General features: G+C 65.5%; 16 protein-coding genes. 9 read left to right on the forward strand and 7 right to left on the reverse strand.

The window, feature by feature from the left end:
* Positions 1 to 3: 3 nt before the first annotated feature.
* On the reverse strand, positions 4 to 1,608 hold the full coding sequence (locus tag GA0061099_RS02395) for a B12-binding domain-containing radical SAM protein (RefSeq protein WP_074447516.1): 1,605 nt from the start codon (positions 1,606 to 1,608) through the stop codon (positions 4 to 6).
* A gap of 356 nt (positions 1,609 to 1,964) precedes the next feature.
* Between GA0061099_RS02395 and GA0061099_RS02400 the strand changes: the two genes are divergently transcribed.
* The 7 genes from GA0061099_RS02400 (at position 1,965) to soxA (ending at position 7,994) form a co-directional block, all read left to right on the forward strand.
* Positions 1,965 to 2,414 carry a (2Fe-2S)-binding protein gene (locus GA0061099_RS02400; protein WP_036004329.1) on the forward strand — a complete coding sequence of 150 codons (450 nt, stop codon included), beginning with the start codon at positions 1,965 to 1,967 and terminating at the stop codon, positions 2,412 to 2,414.
* Between the two features lie 12 nt (positions 2,415 to 2,426).
* Positions 2,427 to 4,613: a xanthine dehydrogenase family protein molybdopterin-binding subunit gene (locus tag GA0061099_RS02405; protein ID WP_074447517.1), complete on the forward strand. Its 2,187-nt coding sequence runs from the start codon at positions 2,427 to 2,429 to the stop codon at positions 4,611 to 4,613.
* Between the two features lie 104 nt (positions 4,614 to 4,717).
* The gene (locus tag GA0061099_RS02410; protein ID WP_036025992.1) at positions 4,718 to 5,989 is read left to right on the forward strand and encodes an NAD(P)/FAD-dependent oxidoreductase; all 1,272 of its coding nucleotides are present in this window, start codon (positions 4,718 to 4,720) and stop codon (positions 5,987 to 5,989) included.
* Positions 5,982 to 6,428, forward strand: a complete 447-nt coding sequence (gene soxX, locus GA0061099_RS02415) for a sulfur oxidation c-type cytochrome SoxX (protein ID WP_036025993.1) — start codon at positions 5,982 to 5,984, stop codon at positions 6,426 to 6,428. Before GA0061099_RS02410 ends, soxX begins: the two co-directional genes overlap by 8 nt.
* Positions 6,429 to 6,433: 5 nt before the next feature.
* Positions 6,434 to 6,901, forward strand: coding sequence for a SoxY-related AACIE arm protein (locus GA0061099_RS02420; RefSeq protein ID WP_036025995.1), 468 nt, complete (start codon positions 6,434 to 6,436; stop codon positions 6,899 to 6,901).
* Positions 6,901 to 7,218 (forward strand): thiosulfate oxidation carrier complex protein SoxZ, encoded by a 318-nt coding sequence (soxZ, locus tag GA0061099_RS02425; RefSeq protein WP_036025996.1) that lies wholly within the window; start codon positions 6,901 to 6,903, stop codon positions 7,216 to 7,218. The genes GA0061099_RS02420 and soxZ overlap by 1 nt, the downstream gene beginning before the upstream one ends.
* Positions 7,215 to 7,994, forward strand: coding sequence for a sulfur oxidation c-type cytochrome SoxA (soxA, locus tag GA0061099_RS02430; RefSeq protein ID WP_036025997.1), 780 nt, complete (start codon positions 7,215 to 7,217; stop codon positions 7,992 to 7,994). The genes soxZ and soxA overlap by 4 nt, the downstream gene beginning before the upstream one ends.
* A 53-nt stretch (positions 7,995 to 8,047) precedes the next feature.
* Here soxA and GA0061099_RS02435 read toward each other — a convergent pair whose 3' ends face one another.
* The 3 genes from GA0061099_RS02435 to GA0061099_RS02445 all read right to left on the reverse strand — a co-directional run bounded on the left by GA0061099_RS02435 (position 8,048) and on the right by GA0061099_RS02445 (position 11,683).
* On the reverse strand, positions 8,048 to 9,715 hold the full coding sequence (locus GA0061099_RS02435) for a hypothetical protein (protein ID WP_036025998.1): 1,668 nt from the start codon (positions 9,713 to 9,715) through the stop codon (positions 8,048 to 8,050).
* A gap of 10 nt (positions 9,716 to 9,725) precedes the next feature.
* On the reverse strand, positions 9,726 to 10,424 hold the full coding sequence (locus GA0061099_RS02440) for a cysteine hydrolase family protein (RefSeq protein WP_036026000.1): 699 nt from the start codon (positions 10,422 to 10,424) through the stop codon (positions 9,726 to 9,728).
* A gap of 305 nt (positions 10,425 to 10,729) precedes the next feature.
* Positions 10,730 to 11,683, reverse strand: a complete 954-nt coding sequence (locus GA0061099_RS02445; RefSeq protein WP_036026001.1) for a hypothetical protein — start codon at positions 11,681 to 11,683, stop codon at positions 10,730 to 10,732.
* A gap of 163 nt (positions 11,684 to 11,846) precedes the next feature.
* On the opposite strand from GA0061099_RS02445, the gene GA0061099_RS02450 reads away from it, so the two are divergent.
* Positions 11,847 to 15,323 carry an indolepyruvate ferredoxin oxidoreductase family protein gene (locus GA0061099_RS02450; protein ID WP_074447518.1) on the forward strand — a complete coding sequence of 1,159 codons (3,477 nt, stop codon included), beginning with the start codon at positions 11,847 to 11,849 and terminating at the stop codon, positions 15,321 to 15,323.
* 56 nt (positions 15,324 to 15,379) lie between these two features.
* On the opposite strand, the gene GA0061099_RS02455 is transcribed toward GA0061099_RS02450, so the two are convergent.
* The 3 genes from GA0061099_RS02455 to GA0061099_RS02465 form a co-directional block, all read right to left on the reverse strand.
* Positions 15,380 to 16,399 (reverse strand): S1C family serine protease, encoded by a 1,020-nt coding sequence (locus GA0061099_RS02455; protein ID WP_036026003.1) that lies wholly within the window; start codon positions 16,397 to 16,399, stop codon positions 15,380 to 15,382.
* 92 nt (positions 16,400 to 16,491) lie between these two features.
* A complete protein-coding gene (locus tag GA0061099_RS02460; protein ID WP_036026004.1) occupies positions 16,492 to 16,941 on the reverse strand; it encodes a gluconate 2-dehydrogenase subunit 3 family protein in 450 nt (149 codons plus the stop codon).
* Between the two features lie 7 nt (positions 16,942 to 16,948).
* On the reverse strand, positions 16,949 to 18,547 hold the full coding sequence (locus tag GA0061099_RS02465) for a GMC family oxidoreductase (protein WP_036026006.1): 1,599 nt from the start codon (positions 18,545 to 18,547) through the stop codon (positions 16,949 to 16,951).
* A 201-nt stretch (positions 18,548 to 18,748) separates the two neighbouring features.
* On the opposite strand from GA0061099_RS02465, the gene GA0061099_RS02470 reads away from it, so the two are divergent.
* Positions 18,749 to 19,537, forward strand: a complete 789-nt coding sequence (locus tag GA0061099_RS02470) for a thermonuclease family protein (protein ID WP_036026008.1) — start codon at positions 18,749 to 18,751, stop codon at positions 19,535 to 19,537.
* Positions 19,538 to 19,548 lie beyond the last annotated feature (11 nt).

The raw sequence follows: 19,548 nt of genomic DNA on the forward strand, positions 1-19,548 counted from the left end.
CTGTCAGGCCGCCGTCACGCCGACAGCCACCGGAGCGACGGTCTCGTTGTCCAGCGCGGCCAGGCGCTCGTCGATCGCCGCGATGACCTTGCGGGAGTACGGGCCGAGATGTGCGTAGGCCGCGATCATCTGCACGGCGATGCGCGCCGATGACGTGTCGCGCTTGGCGCAGTTCAGGAAGGTCTGCCAGAGCGGCCCCCGCGCCTCAGGAAGCGTGGACACCACCTTGTGCACAGTCTCCATGGCTCCGAGCTTGGAGCGGATATCGCCTTCGGCAAGCTCGGAACGCTGCCTCGACCGGTCGAGCAGCGTCATCAGGCGGTCGACACGTGCTGCATAGGCCGCCGGGCTGTAGATGTGTTCCAGCACCCGCTTGTAGTCCGTCAGAATGTCGCGCAACGGGCGGACCGGATCGAAATTGATGCCCGCCGTGCACTGATCGGCGCCAATCGTCGGCGCCACGTCGTGCCCGGAATGCAGCCGGCCTTCGCGCTCCAGCCGGCGCGTGAGCTGCGTGTTGGGCAAGGCATAGAGCAGGCCGACCATGGCGACGGGGATTGCCGCCTCCTCGATGAAGTCGATCATCGCCTCCGCCATCGAGACCTTCTCGTTGTCGAAGCCAACGATGAAGCCCGCGGTGACGAGCATGCCGGCGGCGTAGATCTTGTGGATGCTCTCGGCGATGTTGCGCCGCGTGTTCTGCTTCTTGCGCATCGCGACCAGCGTCGCCGGGTCCGGACTTTCGATGCCGACGAAGATGCCGAAGAAATTGGCCGCACCCATCAGCTCCAACAGCTCCGGGTCGTCGGCGAGATTGACCGAGGCTTCCGTGGAGAATTCGAACGGATAGCCGTGCGTGCGCTGCCATTCGGCGAGCTTCGGCAGGAACTGCCGTAGCGACTTCTTGTTGCCGATGAAATTGTCGTCGACGAAGTCGAGATGACCGCGATAGCCCATCTTGTAGAGCGTCTCGAGCTCGACGAACATCTGCTCGATCGTCTTGGTCCGCGGCACGCGCCCGTAGAGCTCGATGATGTCGCAGAACTCGCAGGTGAAGGGACAGCCGCGCGAATATTGCACACCGAGATAGAGATAGTCCTCGAACTTGAGCAGGTCGAAACGCGGCACCGGCGTCTTGGTGACGTCGGCCTGGAACTTCGGTGCGGTGAAGAGGCCGGATCGCGCGCCGCTCTCCCAGGCCGCGATGAATTCGTTCATGACGCTCTCGGCCTCGCCGAGCACCCGGAAATCGGCCCGTTCATAGATATGGGGGCTCGAGGTGGGGTCGGGTCCGCCGACCACGACCGGCTTGCCGGCAGCGCGGCAGAGCTCGATCAGACGCAAGGTGTCGGCCTGCTGGGGCAACATTCCGCCGGTGAACACGACGTCGGCCCAGGCGAGATCCTCCTCCCCGAACGGCGCGGTGTTGCAATCGATCAGCCGGACGGTCCAGCTCTCGGGCAGCATCGCGGCGACGGTGATCAGGCCCAGGGGGGCGGCCGGGCGCTTGACGCCCAGCACTTTGCAGGATTCGCCGAAGGTCCAGAAGGACTCTGCCGAGAACAGCGGGTAGAGCATCAGTACGTTGCAGGGACTCGGCACGTTCATGGAACTCCTTTTGCGTCGGCGCAGTGTACCAAAGCGCCCGCGACTTGCACCCCGGCAATAGGGACAAACTGTCGCCGCAGCGCAAGCCGCGCGGGGCCCTGGAACCGGCATTCACAGCCGGACGTCGCCTCAAGCCGCGGATTGGCGCCCTCGGAACAAGGCCTCAACCCGAATCGATTGCGAAGGGATGAGCCAAAACGGCGTCCCGGTCCATACCCAGAGCGGGGGCCAAGCGCCCTGGTCGCGCTCGGTTTGTTGATTTGAACCTCGGACTGTTGATTTGAACCGTTCCAGTTTGCCGCACACATTGCGCCCCTGAGTTCAATCGGTGGATTGGGCCAATCAGGGGACTTGCGATGGCAAACCTAACAATCAACGGAAAACCCTTCACGCTCGACGTCGAGCCGGATACGCCGCTGCTTTGGGCAATCCGCGAGAATGCCGGCCTGACCGGCACCAAATACGGTTGCGGCATTGCACAATGCGGTGCCTGCACGGTTCACCTCGATGGCGTTGCGATGCGCTCCTGCGGCATCTCGGTCAGCGAGGCCGAGGGCAAGCAGATCACCACCATCGAGGGGCTCGCCTCGGGCAATACGCTGCACAAGGTGCAGGAGGCCTGGATCGCCCAGGACGTGCCGCAATGCGGCTATTGCCAGAGCGGCATGATCATGGCGGTGGCCGCGCTCTTGAACGAGAAGCCGAAGCCGACCGACGCCGACATCGACGAGGCCATCACGAATATCTGCCGCTGCGGCACCTTCCAGCAGGTGCGCGAGGCGATCCACACGATCGCGAGCGCGTAAGGAAATCCCCACATGAACAAGCATATATCGCCGCGGCTCAACCGCCGCGCCTTCGTCATCGGCACCGCTGCGGTCGGTGCCGGCCTTGCCATCGGCCTCGACCTGCCCTTCGGCGGCCCCGCCGTGGTCCGCGCCGCCGACGGCTCGCCGGAGATCGGCGCCTGGGTCGTGGTCAGGCCCGACGACACCGTGGTGATCCGCATCGCCCGCTCGGAGATGGGTCAGGGCTCGCTGACCGGCCTCGCCCAGCTCGTTGCCGAGGAGCTCGAATGCGACTGGACCAAGGTCACGACCGAATATCCGACCCCCGGCCAGAGCGTCGCCCGCAAGCGTGTCTGGGGCGATTTCTCGACCGGCGGCAGCCGCGGCATCCGCTCCTCGCAGGACTATGTGCGCAAGGGCGGCGCCACCGCGCGCGTGATGTTGATCCAGGCCGCAGCCGACGCATGGAAAGTGCCGGCCTCCGAATGCAGGGCCCAGAACAGCGTCATCACCCATACGCCCTCGGGCCGGACCACGACCTATGGCAAGGTCGCCGAAGCTGCGGCGAAGCTGACGCCGCCGGCGGACGTCAAGCTGAAGGATCCGAAGGACTGGAAGCTGATCGGCAAGGGCGTCAATCGGCTCGACACGGTCGACAAGACCACCGGCGCGATGATCTACGGCGTCGACGTCAAGCTGCCGGGCATGCTGAACGCTGCGATCAAGGACTGCCCGGTGTTCGGCGGCAAGCTGAAGAGCTTTGACGAAGCCAAGATCGCCAACATGAAAGGCGTCAAGAAGGTCGTCAGGGTCGGCGACACCGCCGTCGCGGTCGTCGCCGACACCTGGTGGCACGCCAAGACCGCGCTGGAAGCACTGCCGATCGTCTGGGACGAAGGCGACAACGCAAAAGTCTCCAGCGAGTCGATTGCGAAATGGCTGGCCGAGGGCCTCGACAATGCGCAGCCGGCCTATGTCGGCAACAAGAACGGCGACGCGAAGGCCGCGATTGCCGGCGCCGCCAAGAAGGTCGAGGCCGTCTACTCCTATCCCTACCAGAACCACGCCACGATGGAGCCGATGAATGCCACCGCGCTCTACACGGCCGACAGATGCGAGGTCTGGTGCGGGACGCAGAACGGCGAGGCGGCGTTTGCAGCGGTGCTGGAAGCGTCCGGCCTGCCGGCCGAGAAGTGCGACGTGCACAAGGTGATGTTAGGGGGCGGCTTCGGCCGGCGCGGCCAGACCGACTATGTCCGCCAGGCCGTCATGATCGCCAAGCAGATGCCGGGCACGCCGATCAAGCTGCTGTGGTCGCGCGAAGAGGACATGGCGCACGGCAGGTATCACCCGATCACCCAGTGCAAGATGACCGGCGCGTTCGATGCCAACAACAACCTGATCGCGCTGCACTACCGCCTGTCCGGGCAATCGATCCTGTTCTCGCTCCGCCCCGAAGCGTTGCAGAACGGCATGGATCCCGCGGCATTCCAGGGCGTCGCCCAATCCGGCGAAGCCGCATTCGGCTATTCGGTGCCGAACCTTCTGGTCGAGCATGCGATGCGCAACCCGCACGTCCCGCCCGGCTTCTGGCGCGGCGTCAACGTCAACCACAACGCGATCTACATGGAATGCTTCATGGACGAGCTCGCCCATGCCGCAGGCCAGGACCCCCTCGAATTCCGTCGCAAGCTGATGGGCAACCACCCCAAGCACCTCGCGGTGCTCAATGCGGTGGCCGAGAAGATCGGCTGGACCACGCCGGCGCCGCAAGGCGTCTATCGCGGCATCGCGCAGGTGATGGGCTATGGCAGCTATGTCGCCGGCGCCGCCGAGATCTCGGTGACAGAGGGCAGCAAGATAAAGGTGCATCGCATCGTCGCCTCCACCGATCCGGGCTACGTCGTCAATCCGGCGCAAGTGGAACGGCAGGTCGCCGGCTCCTTCGTCTATGGCCTCTCCGCGCTGTTCTACGGCGGCTGCACGGTCAAGGGAGGCAAGATCGAGGAGACCAACTTCGACACCTACAATTCGATGCGCATCAACGAGATGCCGAAGGTGGAGGCGGTGATGGTGCCGAGCGGCGGGTTCTGGGGCGGCGTCGGCGAGCCGACCATCGGCGTGGCGGCGCCGGCCGTGCTGAATGCGTACTTCGCCGCGACCGGCAAGCGCATTCGCCATGTGCCGCTGCGCGACCAGAACATCACGTTCGCGTAAAGCATGATCCGGAGAAGTGTGGAGCGGGTTTCCGAAAAGATCATGCTCAAAGGACAAATCGCGGCGGCCGTATCGGCCGCCGCAGCATTTTCCGGACAGGTCTCATGAATGCGCCGGTGACGCGGCGGAATGCCGTCCTCGGCATCGCCGTCGCAGCCACATCGCTCGCCGCCCCTTCGATCCTGCGCGCACAATCGGCGGGCCGCGTCGTCGTGGTCGGCGGCGGCTTTGGCGGCGCCGCTTGCGCCCGCGCGCTCAAGCGCGCCGATGCTAAATTGCAGGTCACCCTGATTGAGCCGAACAAGACTTACATCTCCTGTCCCTTCAGCAACGAGGTGATCGCGGGCCTGCGCGAGATCGAGGCGCAGCAGTTCGCCTATGACAAGCTTGCCGCCGGGGGCATCAGCATCGTCACACAGGCTGCGACGAACATCGACACGCAAACACGTCGTGTGACGACGGGCGATGGCACCACGTTCGGCTATGACCGCCTCGTGCTCTCGCCCGGCATCGACTTCCATTTCGAAGCCCTGCCCGGCTACGACGACGCCGCATCGGAGACGATGCCGCACGGCTGGAAGGCCGGCGCGCAAACGCTTTTGCTGCGCCGGCAATTGGAAGCGATGGCGGACGGCGGCACGATCGCCATTGCAATCCCGGCCAATCCTTCCCGGTGCCCGCCAGCGCCCTACGAGCGCGCGAGCCTGATCGCGCATTACCTGAAGTCGAGAAAGCCGCGGTCGAAAGTTCTGATCCTCGATGCCAAGGACGCGTTCTCTCAGCAGCGGCTGTTCGAGAAAGCGTGGAAGGAGCTCTATGGCGACATGATCGAGCGCGTCGCACTGTCGCAAGGCGGCCGCGTCACCTCGGTCGATCCGACGATGCGAACCATCGTCACGGAGTTCGGCAACTACACCCCTGACGTCGCCAACGTCATCCCGCCGCAGCGCGCGGGGCGCATCGCCGCCATCGCGGGCGCTGCGGACGCGACGGGCTGGTGCCCGATCGATCCCGTCACGTTCGAGTCCAAGCTCGTTCCGAACGTCCACGTCGTCGGCGACGCCTGCCTCGGCGGCGGCATTCCCAAATCAGCATCCGCTGCGAGCGCGCAAGGCAGGGCCTGTGCTGGCGCGATCGTGAATCTCTTTGCTGGCCGCGCGCCGGAGACGCCACGCCTGACAGGCGTCTGCTACAACGTCGTCGCGCCCGGTTACGGCTTTTCGCTGGCCGGCAATTACGAGCCCAGGGGCGACATCTTCGCCGAGGTCGAGGGCGGCGCCACCAGCCCGGTCGACGCGCCGCGCGAATTGCGCGCCCGCGAGGCGGACGAGGCCGAGCGCTGGTTTGAAACCATCACGGCGGACACCTTTGGCTAGAGCACCGATCCATATCGCAGCGCTGATCTCTGCCAGCCTCGCCTGCAGCGCGAGCGCGGACGAGCTCGTGCCCTACACAATCGTCGGCGACGGCATTCCCGCCTCGCTCACCGGCTCGACCAGCGATGCCACGCGTGGGCGCGCGCTGGTGCTCGCACGCACGACGACCTGTATGCTCTGCCATTCCGGCCCATTTCCGGAAACGCGGTTCCAGGGCGACCTCGCGCCTGATCTTGCCGGTGCCGGGAACCGGTGGTCCGCGAGCCAGTTGCGGCTTCGACTGGTTGATGCCTCGCGCTTCAATCCGGACACCATCATGCCGTCCTATTATCGCAACGACGGCCTCGTCCGCGTCGGACGCAACTTCGCCGGCAAGCCGATCCTGTCGGCTGCGGAGATCGAGGACATCGTGGCTTTTCTTGCAACGCTTCGGGACTAGGTTTCATGCCAACCACGCGACGACAATTCTTGAACCTCGCCGGAGGCGTGACAGTCGCCGGCACGGTCCCGATCGTGACGCTGCGGCCGCTTCAAGCGACGCCCGCGATGCTCAACGCTGCGATCCGTAACCTCGTCGGCGAAGCCCAGCTTCGCAACGGCAGGATCAGGCTCGACATTCCGCCGCTGGTCGAGAACGGCAATACGGTGCCGATGACGGTCAGCGTTGCAAACCCGATGACGGCGGACGATTACGTCAAGAGCATCCACGTCTTCAACGAGAAGAACCCGCAGCCGAACATCGGCAATTTCTATCTTGGTCCTTCCTCCGGCCGCGCCCAGGTCTCGACCCGGATCCGGCTCGCCGACACCCAGAAGGTGGTCGCGATCGCGCGCCTGTCCGACGACACGTTCTGGCAGGTTGCCGCCGATGTCGTCGTGACGCTGGCGGCCTGCACCGAGGAGATGAACTGATGGCTGCCCTCATCAACGTTCCCTCGAAAGCCAAACGCGGCGAGATCATCGAGATCCGCACGCTGACCTCGCACATCATGGAAACGGGATTCCGCCACACCGCGGACGGCAAGCTCGTGCCGCGCGACATCATCACGAGCTTCATCTGCCGCTACAACGGGGCCGAGGTCTTTCGCGCCGACCTGTTTCCGGCGATCGCGGCGAACCCATATTTATCGTTCTTCACGGTGGCCAAGGAGAGCGGCAAGTTCGAGTTCGAGTGGATCGGCGACAACGGCTATTCGTCCACCGCATCGGCATCGATCACGGTCGAATGATTGTTTGGCGCGCGATAGCGGCGGCGATATTCCTCGTCACGGGCCCAGCCCTGCTCGCCGCAGAGATCCCGCCCGATGCGCGCCGCTCCGGCTATGCCTTCATGGGCCCGGACACCCGGGCGATGCAGGACGACGACACCGCCAATCCCGGCATGCTGTTCGTGCTCGACGGCGAGCAGCTGTGGAAGAAGAAGACCGGCAGCGCCGACAGGGCATGCGCCGATTGTCATGGCGATGCGCGCACCAGCATGAAGGGCGTCGCGGCGCGTTATCCTGCCTTCGACAAGGCCCTCGGCCGTCCCGTCACGCTCGACCAGCGCATCAATCTCTGCCGGGCCATTCATCAGCAGGCGACGCCGCTACCTTACGAGACCCGCGACCTGCTCGCATTGTCCGCCTTCGTCGCCCACCAGTCGCGTGGCAATCCGATCACGGCCGGCGACGATCCGCAACTCAAGCCGTTTGTCGACCAGGGCCGCGACCTCTTCATGCAGCGCGAAGGCCAGCTCAACCTTGCCTGCACCAACTGCCATGACGACAATTTCGACAAGCGCCTCGCGGGCGCTCCGATCACGCAAGGACAGCCGACCGGCTATCCGCTGTATCGACTGGAATGGCAGACGCTGGGCTCGCTGGAGCGACGGCTGCGCAGCTGCATGAGCGGTGTCCGCGCCCAGGCCTATGATTACGGCTCACCCGAGTTGGTCGCACTCGAACTGTACCTGATGTCGCGGGCGCGCGGCCTGCCGATGGAAACGCCGGCGGTACGGCCCTGAAACAGCAACGGCCGGACCATCCGCCCGGCCGTTCCGCAACAATGAAGCCGGGCCTACTCCGCCGGTGCGGCCGACATCTCCGGATGCGCGGCATAGTGTTCGCTGGCGCCGAGCTTGCTGGCCGCGAACAGGCCGGCGGCCATCACGGCGTAGGCCAGCGCGACCGCGGGGGTCACGCCAAAGCCGCCGCCGATGCCGACGGCCTCGCCATGCATGAAGCCGAAATAGGTCAGGATCGCCCCGACCAGCGCAAAGGCGGAGGCCTTCTCGAAATCGCGCTCGATGATGAAGACACCGATAGCGCCGAGGATGAGGCCGCCGAGGATGGAGCCGCCGCCCATGACTTCGAGGCCGTGATAGAACACGCCCTGCTGCGGCAGCGCCGCCACCGCTGCGGTCTTGACCGCGTCGGCCTTGTCGGCCGCCATCCCGCCGACAGTTGCTGCCGCAGTCATGGTCGAGGCCAGCATCGTATCGATCTGGAGCTTGGCCCAGGCGGCAAGGTGCGGGGTCAGTGCCAGCACGATCGCAGGCGCGTGCTTGACCGGCGTGGTCTGGAACGCCTGCGCGCCGATCAGCATGCCGATGTAGAGCAGGATCGGAGAGATCGCGACCACGGGCACCAGCGCCAGCAGCACCGAGATGATGCCGAACCAGGACAGCACCACCACCATGATGCCGGTCGCAGCCGAATAGCCGATTCGGCCGCCCATCGCCTTCCAGCCGGGATGGCCGATATAGACCGCGTTGATGAAAGGATTGCCCATCAGGCAGCCGATCAGGCTGACGACGCCGTCGGCGGTGAGCACGCGCGTGGTCGGATAGTCGTCGCCGGCCGCTTCCGCGCTCTCGACATTGTCCATGGCCTCGACGAGGTCGTAGATGCCGAACGGAATGGCGGTGACCAAGATGATGCCGAGGAATTCGAAGCCGGAGAAGACGTAGCCAAGCGCCGGGATCGGCACCGAGAAGCCGAAATTGGCGAAGGCCGCACCGACGCCCGCGATGCTCAGGCCGCCGAGGCCGAGCCCGAACAGGTTCGAGCCCCAGGCGATGATCATGCCGGCCGCGATTGCGACGAGGCCCGCGGGAATGCCGCGCCAATACTTCACGCCGCCGAACCAGCTCACCAGGATGATGGCGAAGCAGACGAGACCGATCTGCGGCGTCATGTACATCTCTAACGCTGGCCGCATCGAGATGAAGGTGACGGAGACCCCTGCGAGCGTGCCGAGCAGCGCCGCGCGCGGCGTGATCTTGCGGATGAACGGCGCGATGAAGCCGCCGATCATCAGGATGAAGCTCTGGAAGAATACCCAGACGAGGCCCGCCGACCACCCCTTGAGCGGATCGCCGGTCTTGAGCGTGATCGGCAGCATGATCACGAAGGTCACGATGAACATGTGCGGCACGCTGACGCCCGACGGCAGCGCGCAGACGTCGTTGCGGCCGGTCTTCTGGGCCAGGCGATAGGCGAGATAGGCGTAATAGAAGGTGGAGAGACACATCATCAGCCCGAGCGCGGGCAGGATGCGGCCGAACACGAGGCTGTCGGGCATCTTCAGCACGAAGCGCAACAGGCCCGTGAGCACCAAGATGTTGACGAGGATGTTGGTGCCGAAGCCGAACAACGCGTTCCAATCGCCCGACGTCCATAGCGCCGGCTTGAAGTCGGACTTGTTCAGATCAGAACTGCCGGCCGCCCCCGTCAATGTGCTCATGATAGTACCCCTATGTGGTCGAAACCGTCATTGCCTCCAGAACTGCGGCTGAATCCGCGACCCAGCCGAAGATGCCGCCCTGGGCCTTGATCATCTTCAGGCCCATCTCGTGAAACTCGGGGAAGTAGGACGCGCAGCCGTCGGCGATGACGACGCAGCGATAGCCGCGGTCGTTGGCCTCGCGCACCGTGGTGTTGACGCACACTTCCGTGGTGACGCCGCACACGAGCAAATTCTCGATGCCGTATTTCTCCAAGACCTCGCCGAGCTCGGTCGCGTAGAACGCCCCCTTGCCGGGCTTGTCGATGACGATTTCGCTGTCGAGCGGATAGAGCTCGGGAATGATGTCGTGGCCGGCCTCGCCGCGAATGAGGATGCGCCCCATCGGACCGGGATCGCCGATGCGAAGGCTCGGCGCGCCGCGCTCGACCTTGGCCGGCGGCGCGTCGGAGAGATCGGGCAGATGCCCCTCGCGCGTGTGAATGACCAGCATGCCGCTGTCGCGCGCGGCCGTCAGCACCGCGCCGATCGGCTTCACCGCACGCCCGAGCTGGCTGACGTCGTTGCCCAGGGTCTCGCCGAAACCGCCGGGCTCCATGAAGTCGCGCTGCATGTCGATGATGAGAAGCGCGGTGGCGGACCAGTCGAGCGTGATCGGCTCGGGCTCGGCGCTGACGACGCCCTTGGTCGGCTTGGCTGAGTTCAACATGACGGCCCCGCGAGAACTCTCCTGGCCGGGAGTTCTGCAAGCGCCGTGCCATTGTGTACAATTGCGGTTGAGCGCGGGTAGCGAGGGAATTTGTCGTCTGGTCAGAAGGTTACGCCGGCGATCGGCGTCTGCTTATTCCCTGTGCGACGGCTTCGCGCCGTGCATTTGCCTAAGAGATAAGCGGCTTCCTCCGTCATTCCGGGGCGACGCGCCAGCGTCGAGCCCGGAATCCATCGGGCCGCGGTACGCGAGGTGAAATGGATTCCGGGTTCGCGCTACGCGCGCCCCGGAATGACGAGCAGAGGCTACCGCCCCGCCCCATACAACTGCCGATGCTCTTCCTCATACGGGGCGTAAGACTCCTTCAGCGTCGCCATGTTCAGCAGCATGGCCGCCACCATCGCGCCCGCCTTGTCGAACACGCGCGTCTTGACCCAGGCGCTTTCGGTGCGGCGGCTGCCGGAGAGCGCGACGACTTCGCGCTCGACCTCGTATTCCTCGCCCTCGAGGAGCGGACCCTTCAGCAGGCGGATCTCCTGGTCGGCGAACAGGCCGACGGCCGGGCCCTTGGCCGGCAGCGGATCGTCCTTGGAGCGGTACTGGAACAGCACGCTCAGCATCTCCATGGGGATGATGGGCTTGCCCCACGGATTATCCGCGCCCGAATAGTACGGCGAGCTTTCGGTGATGACGGCGAGCTTCTGCCTCAGCGAGAACGGATAGAGGTCGCCCATGTTCTGGTCGAACGCCATGCGCACCGACTGCCGCTTGCTGGTCTGCGCCACCTTCACATCGCGCAAGATCACGGGATCAGTGAGCGGCTTGAGCTCGCCAAGGCGCGCCTCGAGCGCCGTTGCAACCGGCAAATCGCCGACTGATGCCGTGCCGCGCAGCACCTCAGTGCCGTCGCGCTTGACCATCTGGATCTGGCACTGGCGGGTGCCGGGCAATGGCTTCGCCAGGATCGCCTGCACCTCTTCGCCCTCATAGCAGACGCTGCGGTAATGTGCTGAAAGGCAGCCTATCTCGAACCAAGCCTGCCCCCACAGCCGCTCGCCGAGCGGAGCGAACTGGCTGAAATGCGTCGGGCCCTCGATCGTGCCGCCCTTGAAGCCGAGCTTCTGCGCGGTGGCGTCGTCATGGATCGAGGCGTGCGCGTCATAGGTCTGCGCCTGCAGCATCTGGCGTGGCTGACGCCACGGCCCGATCAGGGCCTCGGCCGTCTCCGTGATCTCGGTGTCGAATGCGTTTGCAGTCATGGCGCTCTCCGCGTGCAAGCCATGACTAGCAGGAGCGCCACGGATGCGGCCAGCGATATTGACTTCGCTGGCCCATCCTTTTGACTGTCACAATTCGCATCGCGCAGCCGCGATTCCTCCCGCAGCGCAAACCTCCCGCCGGACGAAAGACGAGGACTTCCGAATGACGCTGTTGCAGGTCGAGCTGGACGACAAATACCGGCTCGAATCGAAGCGGATCTTCCTCTCCGGCACGCAGGCCCTGGTCCGCCTGCCCATGTTGCAGCGCGAACGCGACCGGCTTCAGGGCCTCAACACCGGCGGCTTCATCTCGGGCTATCGCGGTTCCCCGCTCGGCATGTACGACCACGCGTTGTGGCGGGCGAAGTCGCACCTTCAGCAGCACGACATCGCTTTCGTCCCTGGTTTGAACGAGGACCTCGCCGCAACTGCGGTCTGGGGCAGCCAGCAGGTCGGCCTGTTTCCCGGCGCCAAGGTCGATGGCGTGTTCGGCATCTGGTACGGCAAGGGCCCGGGCGTCGACCGCTCGGTCGATGCGCTCAAGCATGCCAATGCCGCCGGCACCTCGCTCAATGGCGGCGTGCTGGCGCTCGCCGGGGACGACCACGGCTGCCAATCCTCGACGCTGGCGCATCAGAGCGAGCAGGTGTTCGCGGCGGCGCTGATTCCCGTGATCAATCCCGCCACGCTGCAGGACTATCTCGATCTCGGCCTCTACGGCTTTGCGCTGTCGCGCTTCTCCGGCTGCTGGGTCGGCTTCAAGGCGATCAGCGAGACGGTGGAGAGCTCGGCCTCGATCTATAGCGACCCCGAACGCATCAAGATCGTGGTGCCCGACGATTTCGAGATGCCGCCCGGCGGCCTCAACATCCGCTGGCCCGATCCGCCGCTGGAGGCGGAGAAGCGCCTGTTCGGACCGAAGATGGCGGCGGTGCAGGCCTTCGCCCGCGCCAATCAGCTCGACCGCATCGTGCTCGATTCCAAGCCCGCGCGGCTCGGCATCGTCGCGACCGGCAAGGCCTATCTCGATCTGCGCCAAGCGCTCGCCGACCTCGGCATCACCGACAAGGACGCGCAGGACCTGGGCCTTCGCATCTACAAGGTTGCCTTGACCTGGCCGCTGGAGGAAAGCGGCGCGAAACGTTTCGCTGAAGGTCTTCAGGACGTGCTGGTGGTCGAGGAGAAGCGCGGCTTCATCGAAGACCAGCTGATGCGGATCCTCTACAACGTCGATGCCTCAAAGCGCCCGACCGTCACCGGCAAGCGCGATGAGCGCGGCGCACCGCTGTTGCCGAGCGAGGGCGAGCTGACGCCGACCATCGTCGCTGGCGCGCTGGTGGCGCGCTTGCGCAAGCTCGGCCATCACAGTCCCGTGCTGGAGCAGCGCCTCGCCAGGCTCGAGGCTTTCGACAACCCGGTGACGACCAGCACGCCGATCAAGCTCGCACGCACGCCGTTCTTCTGCTCGGGCTGCCCGCACAACACCTCGACGCGGGTGCCCGAGGGCAGCCGCGCCATGGCCGGCATCGGCTGCCACGGCATGGCGCTGAGCATGCCGACCCGCCGCACGGATCTGATCTCGCATATGGGCGCCGAGGGCGTGAACTGGATCGGCCAGTCGCCCTTCACGAACGAGAATCACATCTTCCAGAATCTCGGCGACGGCACCTACACGCATTCCGGCCTGCTCGCCCTTCGTGCGGCTTCGGCCGCCGGCATCAACATCACCTACAAGATCCTCTACAACGACGCCGTGGCGATGACCGGCGGCCAGCCCGCCGAAGGCGCCTTCAACGTCGCGCAGATCGCCCATCAAGTCTGGGCCGAAGGCGTCAAGCGGCTTGCGATCGTCTCCGACGATCCCACAAAGTATCCGCAAGGCGGATACTTCCCGCAAGGCGCGACCATCCACCACCGCCGCGAGCTCGATGCCGTGCAGCGCGAGCTGCGCGATATCAAGGGCCTAACGGTCATCATCTACGACCAGACCTGCGCCGCCGAGAAGCGCCGCCGCCGTAAGCGCGGGCTCTATCCCGATCCCGCCAAGCGCGCCTTCATCAACGAGCTCGTTTGCGAAGGTTGCGGCGATTGCTCGCAGGCCTCGAACTGCGTCTCGGTGCAGCCGCTGGAGACCGAATTCGGCCGCAAGCGCCAGATCGACCAGTCGAACTGCAACAAGGACTTTTCCTGCGTCGAGGGCTTTTGCCCGAGCTTCGTCACCGTCCATGGCGGCTCGCTGAAGCGGATGAAGACCTCGGCTGTGGATTCCGGCCAGCTGTTCGCGGATCTGCCGCTGCCGCCGGCGCGTGAGCTGGACGGGCCCTACAACATCCTCGTCACCGGCATCGGCGGCACCGGCGTCATCACCATCGGAGCCCTGCTCGGCATGGCTGCCCATGTCGACGGCCGCGGCTGCTCGGCGCTCGACTTCACCGGCCTGTCGCAGAAGAACGGCGCGGTGATGAGCCATGTCCGCATCGCACGGACGCCGGAAGACATCTCCGCGGTTCGCATCACCACGGGCGGCGCCGACGTCATCCTCGGCTGCGACATGATCGTCTCCGCGGGCCCGACGGCGCTGAGCCGCGCCGAGCGCGGCGTGACCAAGGCCTACATCAACGCCGATCTGCAGCCGACCGCGAGCTTCGTGCAAAACCCCGATCTCGATTTCGAGATGGGCGCAATGCAGACCGTGCTCCGCGACGCTATCGGCGACAACAACCTCGACATCATCGACGCGACAGGCATTGCCGCGGCACTGATGGGCGATTCCATCGCGACCAACCCCTTCATGCTCGGCTTTGCGTTCCAGAAGGGCGCGATCCCGCTGTCGCTGGAAGCCCTGCTTCGCGCCATCGAGATCAACGGCGCCGCGATCGAGATGAACAAGCTCGCCTTCACCTGGGGCCGGCTCGCTGCCCACGACATGTCGCGCGTGCGCAGCGTGCTCCAGTTCAAGGCAATAGCGTCCGCGCCTGCGAAATCGCTCGACGATATCATCGCGACGCGCGCCGAATTCCTGACCTTCTATCAGGACAAGGCCTATGCCGACCGCTACCTCGCAGCCGTCGCGAAGGTGCGCAAGGCGGAGAGCGCGGCTTTGCCCGGGTCAACCGAGCTCACCGAAGCGGTCGCAAAGAACCTGTTCAAGCTGATGTCCTACAAGGACGAATATGAGGTCGCCCGGCTCTACACCGACGGCAGCTTCGCCAAGAAAGTGTCTGAGAAGTTCGACGGCGATTTCACGCTGAAGTACCATTTGGCGCCGCCGATCTTCGCCAAGCGCGACAAGACGACCGGACACCTGCAGAAGCAGGAGTTCGGGAGCTGGATGTTCCACGCCTTCCGCCTGCTCGCCAGGCTCAAGTTCCTGCGCGGCAGCGTGTTCGATCCGTTCGGCCGCACCGAGGAGCGCCGGACTGAGCGGAAATTGATCGCGGATTATCTGGCGATGATCGACCAGCGGATCACAGGGCTGAAGCCGGATCAAATCCCGCTGCTGGCAAGGCTTGCGCGCGTGCCGGAGACCATCCGCGGCTTCGGCCACGTCAAGGAGGCCAACATCAGGCTGGCGGCGGCCGAGACGGCGCGGCTGGAAGCGGAGCTGGAGAACAGCCGCTTTGCCGCCGCGGCGGAGTAGAGGCTAGGCGCCAGCCTCTCTCCGCGTCAGGCACATACACGCTGTCATCGCCAGGTTCAGCGCGCCGGCTTGCGCTCGATCGGGTCGATATCGATCGCCCGGAGGCGGCCGAGGCGCAGCACGTCCATGGCGAGCCGGCGGCCGATCCGGTCGCGGTCGAGCACGCGGATCAGATCGTCGACGCCATTGATCTCGACGCCGTCGAGCCTGATCACGACGTCGCCGGGCAACAGGCCTGCCTTCGCCGCTGGTCCATCCGGCTCGATCTGCATCAGAAGCGCGCCCATCTTGTTCTCGACGCCGGCCAGCACCGCGTGCCGCCGCGGGACCGGCGCGGTCTGCCCGGCGACACCGATATAGGCGCGGCGGACATAGCCGTGGCGGATGATCTCCGACAGCACGAATTGCGCGGTGTTGCTGGCGACCGCAAAACAGATTCCTTGCGCGCCATTGATGATCGCGGTGTTGATGCCGATCACCTCGGCATGCGACGACACCAGCGGCCCGCCGGAATTGCCGGGATTGAGGGCGGCATCGGTCTGGATCACGTCCTCGATGGTGCGCCCGCTCACCGAGCGGATCGAGCGGCCGAGCGCCGAGACCACGCCGGCCGTCACGGTCGATTCGAAGCCGAGCGGATTGCCGATCGCGATCACGAGCTGGCCGCGCCGCAGGCTCTTGGAATTGCCGAGCGCGGCATAGGGCAAGTGCCGCACGCCATTGGCACGCAGCAGCGCCAGATCCGTATCGGGATCAACGCCGAGCACCTGGGCGTCGCCGACATGGCCTTCGACGTCGCGCAGCCGGATCTCCTTCGACGTGCCGACCACATGACTGTTGGTGAGCACGAGCCCATCCGGCGAGATCACGATGCCGGAGCCGAGCCCGCCGCGCTCGCGACCGTTCGACACCTTGGGGCCGGTCTCGACGCGCACGACCGCAGGGCCGACGCGATCGGTGACGTCGATCACAGCATTGGAATAGGCGTCCAGCAGCGCCCGGTCATCGGCCGGGCCAGGCGCCGTCGTCCGCGATGACGGTGCGTCATCGGCGATATCTGAGGTGAAGTCCAACATGGCAAGAGTCCTCGAAGGCTCACACAGATGGTGGCCTGCTCCCGGAGGCGCAAGTGGCCCGCCTGGAGCGCAGCGCCGGGCTGCCCAGATGGCTAGGGCGGGCGCCTCAGCGAGCCACCTCTTGCCTTAACCGGATCGAGCAGCGACCAGTCCCCCTCTGGGAGCACATGGCCCTTGGGGAAAGGCGCGCGCAGCTCGAGCCCCAGCGAGCTCAGTACGCGGTCATTGCGGTAATAGCATTGCAGCACGACACGGACGAGGGTTGCGGCGGCAACGCCGCCGTTCTTCCGAAACTCGTGCACCACCGCGTCGCGTCTGGCGGCATCGAGCTCGGCAAGCGGGCCCCGGGCGAGCCGCGCCAGGTGATCCAGCGCCGCCGCCACCAATTTGGTATCGCGACCGAGCGTTGCCAGCATGTCGGCCTGGATCGCGGGATCGTCGGCGCCCGGCACCTTGTACTCGTCGCTGGCCGGAATGATCATCGCGGCGATGGCGCGGAGATCGTCGCGTTGCCTGCGTGTCAGTTGGTTGTCTGCGGACATCACAGCCTCAATCGAACAAATTGGCGAGGCGCTGCTTCATCTGGTCGGCGATGTAGAGCGCGAGGGCCTGGATGGTGGAGGTCGGGTTCACGCCGCCCGAGGTGACGAAGATGCTGCCGTCGACGATGAAGAGGTTCTTCACGTCGTGCGCGCGGCCCCATTCGTTGACGACGGAACGCTCGGGGTCGGTGCCCATGCGCGCGGTGCCGAGCAGGTGCCAGCCGCCCCAGGGAATCGGCGAGTTGACGCAGATGTCGCTCGCGCCGGCCGTCTCGAGAAACTCGCGGCCGCGCGCCAGCGCGTGCTCCATCATCTTCCGGCTGTTCTCGCTGATGGTGTAGTCGACCTTCGGCGCGGGAATGCCGTGACTGTCCTTCAGCACCGGATCGAGCGTGACACGATTGTGCTCCTCCGGCAGATCCTCACAAATCGCGGAGAAACCTAAGCGATGGCCGTTGAGCTTGCGGAACACGCGGTGGTGATCCTCGCCCCACGGCAAGATGCCCTTTTGCTCGCTCACGACCGCTTCGAACACCGGCCCGGCCCCGCGCACGAACTGAACGCCATAGCCGCGCACGAAACCGCGCGACAGGTCGGTGTCATACCATTGCTTGCTCCACAGGCAGGTCGGCGGCGCGCGGTTGGAGTCAGTCGGCTCCTTCACATAGCCGTAGATCTGCGCATAGGGATGGAACATCAGGTTCTTGCCGACGAGGCCCGACGAATTGGCGAGACCGTTGGGGAAGCGGCCCGATGCCGAGTTGAGCAGCAGCCGCGGCGTGCCGACGCCGTTGCAGGCGATGACGACGACATGCGCGGGCTGAAACTGCTCGATGCCGTCTTTGTCGTAATAGACCACGCCCGAGGCCATGCCGTTCTCATCGGTGGTGATCTCGCGCACCCGGCAATGCGTGCGCAGCTCGACGCCGGCACGGATCGCATGCGGCCAATAGGTGATGTCGGTGGAGGATTTTGCGCCTTGCGCGCAGGCCGGCGTGCAATGGCCGAGATTAATGCAGCGCGCCCGGCCCTCGTAGTCCATCGTCGCGACCGTGGTGTCCGACGGCCACCAGTGCCAGCCGAGCTTGTTCATGGCCTTGGAGATGATGGCGCCGGACAGGCCCATCGGCTGCTGCGGCATCGGCGGATGCGTCAGCGGCGACAGCGGATCGCCTGACAGGCCCGACGTGCCCATCATGCGGTCGTTCTCTTCGAAGAACGGAGTCAATGCCTCGTAGTCGATCGGCCAGTCGTCGGCGACGCCGTCGAGCGTCTTCACCTTGAAATCGGAGGGATGCAGCCGCGGCCAGTGCGCGGTGTACATCACGGTCGAGCCGCCGACCGCGTTGTAGTTCACGACCTTGATCGGAGAGTTGTCGTCGTTGATCGGGTAGTCCTCGGGCCGGCCGCGCACGTTCGGGCTCGACGACCATTCGCCGTAGAACTTGGCCTCCCAGTCGCGGCCCGTGCTGGGATATTCCGCCGGGTTCATCCAGCCGCCCTGCTCCAGGCAGAGGATGTGCATCTTGGTCTCGGCCAGCGACCACGCCACCGCCGCGCCCGAAGCGCCGGCGCCGATGATCAGGACATCCACCGGGTCTTTCATCGCAACCTTGTCCTCCCCCTCGCCGCTTACCGGGCGATTCGGCCTTGCGCGGTCAGCGAGGCCGGCGAAACGATACGGGCAGAGCGCCGGCGGAGTAAAGCGGCGGGGCCGGAATGTCGCACTTCGCGAGGCGCAGACCATTGGTCTCGCCACATCCGGATGCTAGGAACGGGGCGCACGAGCCATCGATAGCGAGACCGTATGTCCTTCCAGAAAATCTTTGCAGCCGCCCGCGCTTTTGCGCTCGTTTCGTTTCTCGCCTTGTCCGGATTTCTGGCCTCGTCCGGACCAGTTTCCGCGCTGACCGGCGCCGCGACGGCCCGTGACGGCAACTCGGTCCAGCTCGGCGACGTCACCTACCGGCTCGACGGCGTCGACGCGCCGGAGCTCGACCAGGTCTGCATCGACAATAAAGCCGATGCCTGGACCTGCGGCATCGAGGCCCGCGACCAGCTCGCGAAGCTCATCAACAAACGAACGGTGCGCTGCGACGATGTCGGGCCCGAGAAGAGCTTTGGCAAGCGGCACCGCGCCATCTGCACGGCCGAAGGCGACAAGGCCAGCCTGAACGAGCAGCTGATCAAGCTCGGCTTTGCCCTCGCACGCGAGCCGATGAAGGCCAACGTCAAGCCGGCAGCCACCGAGGCCAAGACGACGGCGGCGGGGATCTGGAAGGGCTGTTTTGTTGCACCGCAAGATTTCCGCAGCGGCAAGAAGGACGGCGCGCTGCTGGGCACCGCCTGCCGCCCGGACCGCGACAAGGAAATCCGCGCCGTGCTGTTTCCGGAGGAGCTGACCATGCCCCCCAACTGCAGCATCAAGGGCAAGCTCGCGGTGCGCGCCCGCGTCACCGGCAATATCGGCATCTACCATCTGCGGGGATGCCCGAGCTATCCCGCGACCACGACACCGGATCGCTGGTTCTGCTCGGAGGACGACGCCCAGGCGGCCGGCTTCCGCAAGGCCTACAATTGCCGCCGGCCAAGGTGAGCAAGCTCCCT

Source organism: Bradyrhizobium yuanmingense, from assembly GCF_900094575.1.
Lineage (GTDB): Bacteria > Pseudomonadota > Alphaproteobacteria > Rhizobiales > Xanthobacteraceae > Bradyrhizobium > Bradyrhizobium yuanmingense.

What these genes read in the sequence shown, in the direction of transcription:
- GA0061099_RS02395 (WP_074447516.1), bottom strand. Translation starts at nt 1,608, where the DNA reads ATGAACGTGCCGAGTCCCTGCAACGTACTGATGCTCTACCCGCTGTTC.
- GA0061099_RS02400 (WP_036004329.1), top strand. Translation starts at nt 1,965, where the DNA reads ATGGCAAACCTAACAATCAACGGAAAACCCTTCACGCTCGACGTCGAG.
- GA0061099_RS02405 (WP_074447517.1), top strand. Translation starts at nt 2,427, where the DNA reads ATGAACAAGCATATATCGCCGCGGCTCAACCGCCGCGCCTTCGTCATC.
- GA0061099_RS02410 (WP_036025992.1), top strand. Translation starts at nt 4,718, where the DNA reads ATGAATGCGCCGGTGACGCGGCGGAATGCCGTCCTCGGCATCGCCGTC.
- GA0061099_RS02420 (WP_036025995.1), top strand. Translation starts at nt 6,434, where the DNA reads ATGCCAACCACGCGACGACAATTCTTGAACCTCGCCGGAGGCGTGACA.
- soxZ (WP_036025996.1), top strand. Translation starts at nt 6,901, where the DNA reads ATGGCTGCCCTCATCAACGTTCCCTCGAAAGCCAAACGCGGCGAGATC.
- soxA (WP_036025997.1), top strand. Translation starts at nt 7,215, where the DNA reads ATGATTGTTTGGCGCGCGATAGCGGCGGCGATATTCCTCGTCACGGGC.
- GA0061099_RS02435 (WP_036025998.1), bottom strand. Translation starts at nt 9,715, where the DNA reads ATGAGCACATTGACGGGGGCGGCCGGCAGTTCTGATCTGAACAAGTCC.
- GA0061099_RS02440 (WP_036026000.1), bottom strand. Translation starts at nt 10,424, where the DNA reads ATGTTGAACTCAGCCAAGCCGACCAAGGGCGTCGTCAGCGCCGAGCCC.
- GA0061099_RS02445 (WP_036026001.1), bottom strand. Translation starts at nt 11,683, where the DNA reads ATGACTGCAAACGCATTCGACACCGAGATCACGGAGACGGCCGAGGCC.
- GA0061099_RS02450 (WP_074447518.1), top strand. Translation starts at nt 11,847, where the DNA reads ATGACGCTGTTGCAGGTCGAGCTGGACGACAAATACCGGCTCGAATCG.
- GA0061099_RS02455 (WP_036026003.1), bottom strand. Translation starts at nt 16,399, where the DNA reads ATGTTGGACTTCACCTCAGATATCGCCGATGACGCACCGTCATCGCGG.
- GA0061099_RS02460 (WP_036026004.1), bottom strand. Translation starts at nt 16,941, where the DNA reads ATGTCCGCAGACAACCAACTGACACGCAGGCAACGCGACGATCTCCGC.
- GA0061099_RS02465 (WP_036026006.1), bottom strand. Translation starts at nt 18,547, where the DNA reads ATGAAAGACCCGGTGGATGTCCTGATCATCGGCGCCGGCGCTTCGGGC.
- GA0061099_RS02470 (WP_036026008.1), top strand. Translation starts at nt 18,749, where the DNA reads ATGTCCTTCCAGAAAATCTTTGCAGCCGCCCGCGCTTTTGCGCTCGTT.